This window comes from Oxynema mangrovii CENA135, from assembly GCF_016632315.1.
In the GTDB taxonomy this organism is placed as follows: Bacteria; Cyanobacteriota; Cyanobacteriia; order Cyanobacteriales; family Laspinemataceae; genus Oxynema; species Oxynema aestuarii.
Map to the genome: position 1 here is coordinate 556,325 of NZ_JAEOXH010000003.1, position 13,683 is coordinate 570,007.

Annotated in this window: 11 protein-coding genes; 10 read left to right on the forward strand and 1 reads right to left on the reverse strand. The window is 50.7% G+C overall.

From position 1 onward, the window contains the following. The first annotated feature begins 693 nt into the window (after window positions 1–693). The 10 genes from JJD41_RS22000 (at window position 694) to JJD41_RS22045 (ending at window position 12,465) form a co-directional block, all read left to right on the forward strand. Window positions 694–1,602, forward strand: coding sequence for a PhnD/SsuA/transferrin family substrate-binding protein (locus JJD41_RS22000; RefSeq protein WP_234489058.1), 909 nt, complete (start codon window positions 694–696; stop codon window positions 1,600–1,602). Between the two features lie 173 nt (window positions 1,603–1,775). Then, a complete protein-coding gene (phnD, locus tag JJD41_RS22005; RefSeq protein ID WP_200669628.1) occupies window positions 1,776–2,669 on the forward strand; it encodes a phosphate/phosphite/phosphonate ABC transporter substrate-binding protein in 894 nt (297 codons plus the stop codon). A 486-nt stretch (window positions 2,670–3,155) separates the two neighbouring features. Next, window positions 3,156–5,072, forward strand: a complete 1,917-nt coding sequence (locus JJD41_RS22010; protein ID WP_200669629.1) for a sensor histidine kinase — start codon at window positions 3,156–3,158, stop codon at window positions 5,070–5,072. 342 nt (window positions 5,073–5,414) lie between these two features. Then, window positions 5,415–7,097: a sensor histidine kinase gene (locus JJD41_RS22015; RefSeq protein WP_234489118.1), complete on the forward strand. Its 1,683-nt coding sequence runs from the start codon at window positions 5,415–5,417 to the stop codon at window positions 7,095–7,097. A gap of 84 nt (window positions 7,098–7,181) precedes the next feature. Beyond that, a complete protein-coding gene (locus tag JJD41_RS22020; RefSeq protein WP_200669633.1) occupies window positions 7,182–7,865 on the forward strand; it encodes a PD-(D/E)XK nuclease family protein in 684 nt (227 codons plus the stop codon). A 16-nt stretch (window positions 7,866–7,881) separates the two neighbouring features. After that, on the forward strand, window positions 7,882–8,433 hold the full coding sequence (locus JJD41_RS22025) for a hypothetical protein (protein WP_200669635.1): 552 nt from the start codon (window positions 7,882–7,884) through the stop codon (window positions 8,431–8,433). A gap of 139 nt (window positions 8,434–8,572) precedes the next feature. Next, the gene (gene sufU, locus JJD41_RS22030) at window positions 8,573–9,049 is read left to right on the forward strand and encodes a Fe-S cluster assembly sulfur transfer protein SufU (protein ID WP_200669637.1); all 477 of its coding nucleotides are present in this window, start codon (window positions 8,573–8,575) and stop codon (window positions 9,047–9,049) included. 45 nt (window positions 9,050–9,094) lie between these two features. After that, on the forward strand, window positions 9,095–9,616 hold the full coding sequence (locus JJD41_RS22035; protein WP_168569845.1) for a Ycf51 family protein: 522 nt from the start codon (window positions 9,095–9,097) through the stop codon (window positions 9,614–9,616). A gap of 263 nt (window positions 9,617–9,879) precedes the next feature. Next, window positions 9,880–11,127, forward strand: a complete 1,248-nt coding sequence (locus JJD41_RS22040) for an iron-containing alcohol dehydrogenase family protein (RefSeq protein WP_200669639.1) — start codon at window positions 9,880–9,882, stop codon at window positions 11,125–11,127. Between the two features lie 129 nt (window positions 11,128–11,256). Next, on the forward strand, window positions 11,257–12,465 hold the full coding sequence (locus JJD41_RS22045) for an aspartate aminotransferase (RefSeq protein WP_200669640.1): 1,209 nt from the start codon (window positions 11,257–11,259) through the stop codon (window positions 12,463–12,465). A 628-nt stretch (window positions 12,466–13,093) separates the two neighbouring features. Here the strand turns inward: JJD41_RS22045 and JJD41_RS22050 are convergent. Continuing rightward, window positions 13,094–13,666 (reverse strand): peptidoglycan-binding domain-containing protein, encoded by a 573-nt coding sequence (locus JJD41_RS22050; protein ID WP_370583925.1) that lies wholly within the window; start codon window positions 13,664–13,666, stop codon window positions 13,094–13,096. Window positions 13,667–13,683 lie beyond the last annotated feature (17 nt).

Sequence of the window (13,683 nt, forward strand, 5' to 3'; positions counted from 1 at the left end):
GCCCTAAAGCGACGGAGACTACACTCTCTCAAGCAAGCCTCTTAACGAGTCACTCCCACCAGCGTAAATTTGGGGATGCCCTACCCTATTTCATGGCTTGGCGTCCTTACAGTTTGGACTGACTTTTACCCCATTGACTGTTAGGCTCTTGAGATCGCCCAGTAGGACGTTCAACCGGTTTCCTCATCGTTCTCACCGTCGGCGAAGGAAAAGTGAAAAGTGAATAGTAACTTTTCACTTTTCACTTTTCACTTTTCACTTCAAAAGGACGGGGTTTAAAACCCAGTTTTTTTGATAAGATAAAAGGCCCTCGCGGGATGTTAAGCCCCTTTCATTCGGGTCTTAGAGAAGATGGCTCGATGATACTATACTGCGGCTAAAGTCGCACGAGTCGCTTTTGGGCCGTGCTCTAAAGAGACGGGGCTACCAATCTCCGGGACTGTTTACGTGTTTGTCTGGCCGAGTCGATTCGACAGCACCCAAAAACTGTCCGGACTATTGATTCGATCGATAAGAAAACTCAAAAAAATACAATAAATCAGAAAATAAATTAACAATTGTTTTTTATTAATTCATTTAACTTTGGAGAACCCAGAAGTTTAACCGAATAATAATAAAATTTTAATCGCTTGTTATCGCGTCTTTCTTTGCCGATCTGTCAGACTTAAAATAGATTTTCTTTTTGAATTTCCAATGATGAAACGACGTCATGCGATCGCGTATATCGGCCTGTTTTTCCTCTGGCTAACGGGCTGTACGTTATTCAAACGTCGTTCCCCTCCCCAATCGAACCCGGCAACTTTGCACGAACTCAATCGATTGAGATTTGCCGTCACCGACGTTCAAGGAGAAGAACAGTTAAAAAGGGATTACGAACAATTTCGGCAACTTTTGGAGGAAGTTTTAGAAAAGAAAATCGATTTCGTTCCCGTCCAACATTATACCGATGCGGCGATCGCCCTTCAATTAAATAAAGTCGATCTCGTCCTCGCCGGACCATCGGAATATTTTCTGATTTCCACGAGATCGCGAGAATTGCCGATTCTTTCGATTACCCGACCGAACTATTATTCGGCGATCGCCGTAGCGGCGGTCAGTGGAATTAAATCCCTATCCGATTTAAAAGGAAAAACGATCGCTATGGTCAAAGTTGGATCGACAAGCGGACATTTAGGAACAACTAAATTATTACTCGATGCCGGGTTAAATCCTAAATCGGATTGTAAAATCGTTATGCTAGGACGAGAAGGTAGTTTAGAAGCCCTAAAAAACGGCGAAGTCGATGCCTGGGGCGGATCGTTAACCGACTACCAAACCTTTTTTAATTCCGAGGAATTTTCCGAAACCGACTTTCCGATTATCGCACGCGGGGAACTCCTTCCCGACGACATTTTTTTAGTCAACCAACAATTGGGAGAAGAATTTGCACGAGAAATTAAAACTCGAATGTTTGATGCACAAGACAAGTTATTGACGGCGATCGCTGCTACGGAAGGCAATCAGAAATACCGGAATTCTCGTTTTGTTGAGTTCGATGCTTCTCAATACGAGGCGATCGTTCACTTATACCATAATTTTGGTTATACGGATAGCCTCCCGTAATTTTATCATTGGGCGATCGTCGTTAAGCGATCGATAATTTAAACTTTGAAAATTGTTTGAAAATTGTATTTTTTCGCGAGATGAAATCGATTCTAACTAGATAGATTTCCGTTTTTGGGGCGATCGCCACAACTCTCTCATACTTATCTAATATTTAAGGAGAATTTAATTTGATGAAAAGACGCTCTTTTATTGGATATTTTCTCTTGTTTCTAGCAGGCTGTAGTGCAGTTAATAGCCGATCGCCCGAAGCAAACACTAGCTCGTTAAAATTACCTGAAAAACTTAGATTTGCCGTTACTGATGTTCAAGGAATTGACAATCTCCAACGGGATTACGAAGTATTTCGTCAGGAATTAGAAATTGCCTTAAACATCCCGATTGAGTTTTTCCCCGTTGACAGTTATACCGCTTCGGCGATCGCCCTTCAAAACAATAAAGTCGATTTAGTCTTAACTGGACCTGCGGAATACGTTCTGACTCACACTCGGACGAATGCGATTCCCGTTATTGCCATCACCCGTCCGAATTACCGATCCGCGATCGCCATTTCAGGGACTTCTCAGATTAAATCTCTTGCGGATTTGAAAGGTAAAAAAATTGCCATGCTCAAACTCGGTTCTACAAGCGGACACCTCGGACCGACCAAGTTTTTAATCGATGCTGGATTAGATCCCAAAACCGATTATGAAGTCGTGATGTTAGGACGAGAAGGGTCTCTAGACGCACTCAAACAGGGAACTGTCGATGCGTGGGGTGGACCGATTGTGGATTACGAACAGTTTTTAAAAAGCGCCAATCTTACCGAGGCTGATTTTCCCCTCCTGAAACGGGGAGATCTCTTACCGAGTGATGTTTTTATGGTCAATAGTTATACGCCCCCAGCGACGATCGACTATATCCGATCGCGACTACTTGAGTCGCAAGAACAACTTATTGAAGCACTCTCCACACCGGAAGCGAATGCTAAATATAAAAATTCCCAATTAGTATCAGCCAATGATGCCGATTACGACCCGATCCGCGAAGTTTATCGGGCGATCGGACAAGGTGATTTTCTTCAATAATTGAGTCAATTTGGTCAAGGAGATCGCCTCCATTTCGAGCGATCGCTTCTCTCTATAAATCGCTCTTTCGCAGCAAAATAGGGCGATTTTTGGGATGATTGTCAGATTTTTCGATCCTCGCGATCGTCCTATCCTAATACAAAACCCAAATTTCCGTATAATGGCGGATATCTTTTCAACGCCCAATCCCTGAAGATCGAGATTAGAAAGCGGTCTCTGAGGGCTATTCCCAGAAATGAGTCTTGCCTTCTATCGTAGTTTAGAGAAGCGGCTGAAGGAAATTAAATCAATTTTAATAACGAGTTAATCTCTGTTTAACCTGGCGATCGAGGAAGATTAAAAATAGAACTACTAAAGCAAATTAACTTTAAAGATAAGGCGATCGAGAGAGAGAAAAGATCGGATCGAGTTTATAATCAAGATTGATAACAAATTTATTTAAAGGATGACAAGTGATGAACGAAGCAAGGTAGGATCTTTCGGATTATGCTTTCCCAGAAATCTAGCAAACTTTCAGAGCCTCGGCAACCCGATCGCCACCGATCGCCCCAACCCGAAGCGATCGCGCCGCAAAATAGCGAATGTGTCCCTTGTTTCGCGAAGAGAACGGGCGGCGGTTTTCGCGGTTTTTTAGATCGGTTAAAAATTTCGCAAAAAATCCGTTACGGATATGCTTTAGCGATCGGGATTGGAGTTGTAGGGACGACGGTTGGCTTGAGTTTGGGCGATTACCAACAAAGAGACGCATCGCAACAGCTCAAAATCGCCTACCGACAACAATATTTATTGAGCGAATTAGATAATGCGGTCTTGAGAATGCGATCGCATCCCCAAAGATTAGTTACAGTTTTTGGCAATTCGATTTGGTTTGAGTACGAAAGCTCTAAATTTTTTGCCGACGTCCATCGGATCGAAGAAGTTATAAAAGATCTTAAACAAGTTCAAGGAACGAACAGTAAAATTCTCGATGTTGACAGTCGGGAATTTAAGGCGTTATTAGCCGCTTACGAGCAGAAAACCCAGGCGTACTCGCGACAAATTCGAGAGATTTGGCGACAAATCGATCCGCCTGCTTTACAAGAAGAAGATATTCCCAAAGCTCAACAACAACTGCTCGATGCGACGAGTCAACCGGAAGCGATTCAGTTAACGGTTGAATTTGAAAGATTGGCGGAAACTCTGACCCGTTCGATCGCCCGGGCGAAGACTCAAGAAATGCAGGCGACGCAAAAACTGAATGCAGCCGAAACATTACGCCTGCAATTAATTGTCAGTAGTATGTTATTATCGGCGGCGATCGCCATTATTTTAGCGTGGCAGACGAGCCGGGCGATCGCCCGTCCGATTCGCTGGGTCAGTGAAGTGGCGCAACAGGTCACCGAAAGGGCAAATTTTAAGTTAGTCGCCCCAGTTTTAACTGACGATGAAGTGGGGTTATTGGCGCGTTCCCTGAATCAGATGGTGCGTTGGATGGGGGATTATACCCGGGAACTCAACGGGGCGCGCGCGACTTTAGAACAGCGTGTGGAAGAACGGACGCGAGAACTTTCCGAGGCGCTGCACGAACTCAAACACACTCAAGCGCAACTGATTCAAAGTGAAAAAATGTCCAGTCTCGGACAAATGGTGGCGGGACTGGCGCACGAAATTAACAATCCGGTGAATTTTATTTATGGTAATCTCGAACATGCCAAATCTTACACCCAAGATTTGTTAGAATTATTGGGAATTTATCAACAAGAATATCCCGAACCGACGGCAGCGATCGCCGCCGAAGTCGAGGCGATCGATCTAGATTTTTTAACCGAAGATCTGCCGAAAATTTTAACTTCGATGAAAATGGGGACGGAACGAATTCGGGAAATTGTTGTTTCTCTGAGGAACTTCTCGCGGTTGGATGAAAGTTATTTCAAACCCGTGGATATTCACGAAGGATTGGAGAGTACGTTATTAATTTTGAATAATCGCATCCGTAAAGGCATCGAGATTGTCAAACGTTACGGCGATCTTCCCCCGATCGAATGTTATCCGGCTCAACTGAATCAAGTGTTTATGAATGTGTTGGCGAATGCGATCGATGCCCTTCAAGAAAGCGGGCCGGGGATTGAGTCGCCGACGATTACCCTGCGAACGGAAATGCTCGATCGCAAAGAGGTTTGCATCCGCATTATAGATAACGGACCGGGAATCCCGAAAAGCTTACAAAATCAACTGTTCGATCCATTTTTTACCACTAAACCTGTAGGGAAAGGGACGGGTTTGGGGTTGGCGATTTCTTATCAAATTATCGACAAACATCAAGGGCGCATCGAACTGTTTTCGGAACCGGGGGAAGGAACCGAGTTTGCGATTGTCATTCCGATTAAAAGTCAAAAGACCGTTTCTCTGGAAACGGCGGCTTAAAATAGGGTTTAAAATGGCGAGGGAAGGGGGGCGATCGCCCGGGGTCTAACAAGGGGAGCGCCCCCTTCGTATTTTTCTCCCTAAAGTGAAGATTTATCCGAAAATTTACTGAAAATTGATAGCGATCTCTCGATGGGGTTTGGGTATCATGTAAACTGGTTTCAACCAGTTTTTTTTATAAAAAATTAACAATGTCCGATGGGGGGTTTCTGGTTTCGATGGCGATCTCGTTGGGTCGCTCCCAGCTCACCCGATCGGCTCGCTAGTTCGGCGCCTTTACAGGTACTTATTGTTAGCCTTTTTCCCTCGTCCTCCATCCAACCCCAGCACTCTTTCGTGTCTATGCAGCTCGAACATTCCTACCAATCTCTCGAAACTGCCAAGCGGCCCACCCTGGCAAATCGGTTCTCGGCCTCGATTCTGAGCGGTTCTGTCTTGCGGGCGATCGGGACGTGGACCCGAAAAGTCCGGCGTTTGAGTATCAAACAAAAAATCTGTTACGGATACGCGGTGACGATCGCGATTGCGATGGTAGGAACGGGGGTCGGATTGGAGATCGGCGATCGCTACACCCGCCAGGCCCGAGAACAATCGATCCGTTCTCACGAAGAACAACGACTGCTGTTAGACTTGCAACATACGGTCCTCGCCGTGCGTGCGCGGCAAGAGGGCTTGAGTCCGTCGGACGGCGATGACCTCGAACGGGTCGAAGATCTGCTCGCCCAACTGCACGACCTCGCCACCGCCCCCTCGCCGATCTCCGGCGCGGTGACCCCGGCCCAAATCGCACAATTGAAGGCTGCTTACGACCCCAAGCCGGGCGCCGTCTCCGATGGAGAGAACGGCGATCGCGCAACCCGTATCGCTCCCATCGAGCAACTCTACCAGGCGATCGACCGACGGATCGAAGCCGCCAAAACCCAAGAACGGCTCGCCAACGAGACTTTTGAGAAAGCGGAAAGTTTGCGCCAGCAAATTACCGGATGGAGTATGCTGGTTTCCGCCGCGATCGCCGTCGCCTTGGCGGTGTACACCAGTCGGGCGATCGCCCATCCGATCGAGTGGATCGTCCACGTCGCCCGTCGCGCCTCCCAACAAGCCAACTACAAACTGCGCGCCCCCGAAATCGGCGAAGACGAAATCGGCTTACTCGCCACCTCCCTCAACCAACTGATTTCTACGGTTCAACAGCAAATTCAAGCGATCCAAACCACCCAAGCTCAGTTAATCCAAAGCGAGAAAATGTCGAGTTTGGGGCAGATGGTCGCCGGACTCGCCCACGAAATCAACAATCCGGTGAGTTTTATCAGTGGCAATATCGAACACAGCAGCCACTATATCCAAGATTTGCTCGGCTTGGTGTTGCTTTACCAACAAGAGTATCCCGAACCCAACCCGACGATCGCCCGCCGGATTGAAGAAATCGACCTCGATTTTTTAATGACCGACCTCCCGGGTCTGCTTTGTTCGATGAGAAGCGGTTCCGAACGCATCCGCCAACTGGTGATGGCCCTGCGAAACTTCTGCCGCCTCGACGAAGCCGAAGTCAAACGAGTCAACCTCCACGAGGGGATCGACAGCACCTTATTTCTGCTCGATCGCCGCTTGAAAGACAAGATTAAGATCGTCAAAAAATATGGCGATTTACCCGCGATCGAATGCGCTCCGGCCCAGGTCAATCAGGTGTTCATGCACCTACTCGATAACGCGATCGACGCTTTAGAAGGGATCGGCACTGACGAGAGTAGCCGCAAAATGCCGACGATCGCGATTCAAACGCGATTGGTCGAGGATAACCGCATTCAAGTTAAAATTACCGACAACGGACCGGGAATCGACCCCGAAATTCAAGCCAAAATTTTCGATCCGTTTTTTACAACCAAAGCCCCCGGGAAAGGAACGGGTTTGGGACTGGCGATTTGCTACCAAATTGCCCAGCAACATGGTGGAACCCTGGAGTTCAGTTCCCAACTCGGTCGGGGAAGCAAGTTTTGCCTCTCCTTACCGCTTCCGGAGCGGGGGTAATGGTTGCAAGTCTGGCGGACAGACTTGCGCGCGATTCTCCTTTGGAGACGATGAGCGCGATCGCCCCTGCCGTACCCTCCAATCATGAGCGAATCTCTCGAAGCGACTGGCGCCTTGTTAAGGGCGTTTTCTCAACTGCGCGATCGATCGGGTCAACAACGGCGCGATCGCCTCGACGCCCTCTTCACTGAATTTGAAGCCCTTCCCGAGGGCGATCGTCGCCATCGTCGGGGCGAATTGAACTTGTTTTCTCTTTTTAATCTGGCAAAAAGTGAAGCCAGTCACCGCCAGTTTTTAGCGTGGTTGTTAGACCCGAGTGGCAGTCACGCCCAAGGCTCCCTATTTGCCAAAACTTTGATTTCTTGTTGCGATGTAGAGTTGCCGCCGACGGCGATCGAGCGAGGATATCGCGTCGTTAAAGAAGGCAGTCCCTACGAGTTTACTCCGGGGATGACTCTGTATCGAAGCGGTCAATTTTTAATCGTTATCGAAGCCAATCTCTTCGGTCGGGAAGACGCGCGCCAACTCGAACGCCAGTTTTTAGAAATGCGTCGCTTTGGCTTCGCACAAAAGATTCCCAATTCCCGACAATTTGCCTTGTTTTTAACCCCTCAAACCCGAGGCGATCGCCCGAGCGATCCCCACAATTGGCATTTCCTTTCCTACGGCGACCTCGCCCGCGCTTTTTCGGAAATTTTATCCGAGATCGACCGGGTAAAAGTCAAACTGCTTTTGATAGACTGGATCGAAATCGTTTCTCAGTTTTAGACGTTTAGGATCGTTTATGGACATTTTTTCGCCAGAGAGCCTTCTGCTCGCTCGCCATTGGGAAAGTTATCGAGAATTGCTAGAAATCGAGCCTCAATTGGAACGGGAAATCGGGGAATTTCTCGCGGCGATCGAGTCCGAGTTAGTCAAACAGGCATGGTGGAAAAATGAGTGGAGTTTTGTGGCTTACGAGCAGTCAGAAATTTATATTGCCAATCAAAATTGGGTTTCTCCATACGAGGAATTTGTTTTATCGATCGGTCTGGAAGGGGTCACCCCCAATCGCCTTTTCGGACGAGAAAATCCACCTCAATTTTACGTGAAATCATCCGATTACAATCTTTGCAAATTGTTGACGGATAAATTGGCCGATCGCGAAAGCTTGGAATTTGTCGAAATGGATTACAGTTCCAGTCGTTATCTGCTGACCAAACCGTTACCGAAAGTGCTACCGGAAGAAGTCGAACAGTTCGGCGAGGTCGTCAAACCGCAAATTGTGGAATTTTTGAGTTTTTACGCCCAATTGCTATGGGAATTCAATCCGATTATTGAGGAGGCGATCGGGTGAGAAGGGGGAACTGGAGGCGATCGCTCGTCCTCCTTTCGCGAACCTAAACCTGTTTTTAACCCCGAATGCCGATTCCGACCCCCGACGCCCCCTGATAGGATGAAAGTAAACAAAACTTCAAACCTTTCAACGACGGACTATGACTCTGGGCAACCTGCGCGATTTATACCAACAAGTTATCCTCGATCGCTATAAAAATCCACGCAATCGCGGCCAAACCAACCCGATTCACCGCCAGCAGCGCGGTCACAACCCTTCCTGCGGCGATACGATCGAACTGACCGTGGAGCTCGACGAGACGGGCGATCGCATTGCCGATGTCAAGTTTGAAGGGGAAGGCTGTGCGATTTCAATGGCTTCGGTCGATTTAATGGCCGATGCCTTGCGCGGTAAAGCGATTGACGAAGCGTTGGAAATGGTGCAGCGTTTCCAAAACATGATGAAAGGGGAAGCCGAATTTCCGAAAGAACAGCGCAAACTCAACGTCATGCAAGGGGTCGCTCAATTCCCGGTGCGCATCAAATGTGCTAACCTTTGCTGGCACACGCTCAAAGCCGCTCTCGAAGCGACCGGAACCGACGCTAACAGTTTTGTCAGCAACGAAGCCGAATCCTGAGCCAGAATATCCCCTCAAACGACTCCCACCTCCAGATTTGCCATCATGCCAACTACCGAAGAATTTTTAACCGCTTCCGCTTGGTCTGCCGCCTTGGCCGGAGTTTTGGCCCTGTTAGCGATCGCGGCTTTTCTGTTCAAATGGGGAATCCGCTTTCGCCTCGTCGGCGCCACCGGATTTACGATCGTGCTGACGGCGGGCTTATTTGCCCTCGGTCTGGTGCCGATCTCTCGGGTCGAGATTCCCGGCGCCGTTCGCTTTACCGTCGTTTACGATAACGGCGCCGAACAGGCTACGATCGCCGTCCCGCCGACGATTTCGCGCTCCGAACTCGAAGCGACTTTGCAACAAGCCGCCAGCGATCTGTTTTCTCCCGGTCGGATGAGTCAGGGAACCGACGATCTGCGGATCCGGGCCCGGGCGATCGTTCATCCCCGAGAAGGCGTCTCGAAACCTTTATATATCGGCGAAGTGCGGCGATCGTTGTTCGTCCGCGACGACGAGAACATGACGGTCGAGATCGACGATCGAAAACTGGCCGAACTGCCTAAATCCCCTGCTTCGTGAACGCCTCCCGACGTCTTAAAGCCTCCGCAGGGGGCTTTAATTTTAGGTTTTAGATTTTAGATTTTAGATTTTAGATTTTAGATTTCGGGGAAAAACTTCCCCACTTCCGAGTCCCAACTGCAATCCATCAAGATCCCCTGACCCACTCCAGACCGAAACTGAAAAATTATCCGAAATCTTGTGGATTAACACCGATCCCCCCAATACAGTAAAGTTATCGTTACTGCATTGACCTATTGCAGCCCAGCAGAGATTCTTGCCGTATGTCCCATCACAACTCTACCCCGTGTTCCGCGCCGAACGAAACGGCTTCCGGACTGCCCCCGTTGAGTATTGCCCCTGCTAGAGTCATCCGAGGAGTGCGCGCGATCGAGCAAGCCGGGGACGAGATTGCCCGCTTGGGACGGCGCCCCCTGCTCGTCGGCGGCGATCGCAGCCTCTCCTTAGTCGTCGATCGCCTCGCGCCGATTTGGCAGCAGCAGCCGTTAACCTGGGCGCAAGCGACTTACAACCCGGACTGTAGCGAAGCCACCCTCGCCCGTCTCAAGCAAGCGGTCGCCGACCATCAGGCCGATGCGATCGTCGCCACCGGAGGCGGTAAATCCCTCGATGCGGCCAAACTGCTCGCCTATAGCTGCGGTTTACCCGTCGTGACGATCCCGAGTTCGGCGGCGACCTGTGCGGCGTGGACGGCCCTGTCTAACATCTACTCCGACGACGGCGCCTTTTTGTACGATGTCGGTCTGGCAAAATGCCCGGACTTGCTCGTTCTCGACTACAGCCTGATCGCGACGGCGCCCCAACGCACCTTAGTGGCGGGGATCGGCGACGCCCTGGCCAAGTGGTACGAAGCTTCGGTCAGTAGCGGTCGCAGCGAGCAAACCTTAATCGTCGCGGCGGTTCAACAAGCCCGGGTCTTGCGGGATTTACTCTTGCAAAAGTCAGTGGCAGCCCTGGAACGGCCCGGGGAGGCGGTATGGCGGGAAGTCGTCGATGCAACGGTGTTGCTGGCGGGGGCGATCGGCGGACTGGGGGGAGCGCAGTGTCGCACGGTGGCCGCTCATGCGGTCCACAACGGCTTGACCCACTTAAGTGCGGCGCACGGCACGTTGCACGGGGAAAAGGTGGCTTACGGCATTTTAGTGCAACTGCGTTTGGAAGAGACGATCTGTGGCCATCAACTCGCCAGTGCAGCCCGCCAACAGTTGATCGAGTTTTATGCCGAGATCGGACTGCCGTCTACGTTAGCTGATTTAGGGTTGGAAAATATTACCCTCGGGGAGTTGCACCATGCGGCCCAGGTCGCTTGCGATCCAAAATCGGACATTCACCGCCTACCGTTTGCGGTGGTTCCGGAACAGCTCATGGCAGCAATGGTGTCAACCAATGCCCCGGCAGAAAATCGCCGGGGGGGAATCGACTCGATGTCGAGAGACCTTGGCGATGCTGCTGGCGACGATTCTGGAGATGTTTGCTCTTCGGATTCCCAAGCCCGTTCGGACTTGAGATGAACCGGATGGGAACTTAACATCTCCGAATAAACGTCTATCAACGGTTGGCCACGATTTTGTGCCGCTCGCGCTCGATTTGTTCTCATTCTTCTTTATTCAGATTTTGCGGGTTCTCCGCCTAGAAAGCCCATGAGTCTAGATTGGATTAATCCTGCCCGTCGTTTGCAGGAACTCCCCCTTTACGTCTTTGCTCGTCTCGACCAACTGAAAACCGAAGCCCGCGATCGCGGGGTGGATTTGATCGATTTGGGGATGGGAAATCCCGACGGACCGACGCCTCAAGCCGTTGTAGAGGCGGCGATCGCGGCGCTGCACGATCCGGACAACCATCGCTATCCCGATTTTAAAGGAAATATCTATTTCCGACGGGCGATCGCCGAATGGTACCACCGCCGCTATCAAGTCGTCCTCGATCCCGAAGCGGAAATCCTTCCGGTTCTCGGTTCTAAAGAAGGTCTGACCCACCTCGCTTTAGCCTATATCGACCCGGGAGATCTCATTCTCGTCCCCTCTCCCGGCTATCCCGCTCATTTCCGAGGACCGCTCATCGCTGGCGGTCAAATTCACGAGTTAATGCTCTCGGCGCACAACGACTGGCTCATCGATCTCGCCGCGATCCCCGATCGCGTGGCGGAACGCGCCAAAATCCTCTATTTCAACTATCCCAACAACCCGACGACGGCGACGGCCCCGCGCGAGTTTTTCGAGGAAATCGTCGCTTTCGCACGCCGTTGGGAAATTTTACTCGTTCACGATTTGTGCTACGCGGAACTGGCGTTCGACGGCTACCAACCGACGAGTTTGCTCGAAATTCCCGGCGCTAAGGAAATCGGCGTCGAGTTTCACACCCTCTCCAAAACTTACAATATGGCCGGGTGGCGGGTTGGCTTTGCCGTCGGCAACGATCGCGTGGTCAACAATTTACGCACGTTAAAAACTAATCTCGATTACGGCATGTTCTCGGTGGTGCAGACGGCGGCGGCGACGGCGTTGCAATTGCCCGATGTCTACATCCACGAGGTCCAAGAGCGCTATCGCAAGCGTCGCGACTTTTTAGTGAAGGGTCTGACGGACTTGGGATGGAAGGTCAAAAACCCTCAAGCGACGTTCTACCTGTGGGCCGAATGTCCTCCGGGCATCAGTTCGACGGAATTCGCCCTCTTGTTGCTCGATCGCGCCGGGGTGGTGGTGACGCCGGGGAATGGGTTTGGTAGCGGGGGCGAGGGCTACGTCCGCATCAGCTTGATTGCCGAGTGCGATCGCCTCGCTCAAGTCCTCGAACGGTTCGCCCAAAGCAATCTGTTCGATACTTCAACCCCCCTGCTCTCGGGTAAATAAGGCTTCATGGGTTGCACTCGATCGCGTCGTTGGCGATCGGGTGCAACCCCTCGGAGGGGCAAAATCGCCCATCGCCCCTCCCGATCGCATTTAGGCCAATAGTTTTTTTCCCAATAAGATGGGGTCCAGTCGGAGGCGACTAGACCCTTTCGGTTTTGGATTGATGGATATCGATTTGAGATTCAGTTGTATTTGGACAATGGACGGACTGAGATTTACACGCGACCCGCTCGGTTCTACTAAAACTACAACACTGGGCGCATCCCTCTTAGTCTAACCAGACTCACAGTTTTGGCTTTCCGCTCTCTTCCGGCAATTGTTCGAGTCAACTCCTTATTAACTTGACCAATTGTGGTTTCCGCCTTCCGTGGAACGAACCGCCACATTACTTGTCTCGGATGCTATCTTCGGACTCTCTGCCGAACGGGGGATTAGAGTGGGAAGGACACAAACCCTAATCCAACTCTTTGGAGGGCTTGAAGTTCTTGCCTCGTGTCCTTAATTCTCAAGTTACCACGTTCTCCAGAAATAACAAGTCCTATTTAATAAACTTTACTCGTTGTTACATCGTGTAATTAAAGCCGACAAATTTGTTTACAATGGCGCTCGAAAATAAGGGATCGAAGGGTTAGAAATCGAGGGCGTTCCAAGTGGCCTCGCCGACGATCCCATCCGGGGATAAGTTAAACCGTCGTTGGGCGGCTTTGACGGCGGCTTCGGTGCGATCGCCGAAATATCCAGTCGCCGTCCCTTCAAAAAAACCGAGTTCTCGCAAGCGCCCTTGTAATTGAGTCACGAGCGGTCCGTCCATGCCTTTGCGTAAGAGGGGATAGCCGGAAGGGCTCGGGTCTGCGGGCGCGATCGCGCCCCTAGGAGGCGTCCCAAAGCCGGGAAACAGACGATTCCAGGTGTCGTCCCCGGCGACGCCGTCGCTGCGGATTCCAGCATCTTCCTGGAAGCGGGCGAGGGCGTTGGCGGTGGCTTCGCGATAAATCCCATCGACTTGTCCGGTGTAGTAGCCCATCAACTTCAAGACCCCTTGCAATTCCTTGACGGTTTCGCCTTCGGAACCGATTTGCAAGGTCGGACGGCGGACGGTTCCGTTCGATTGGGCCAGGAGGGGGGACGGTAGGGGGTAGACCGTCGGAGCTAAAATGGCGATCGCCACGATCGCCCCCTGAAGGTTGAAGATTCGCACCACGGCTGTCTAAAATCCCC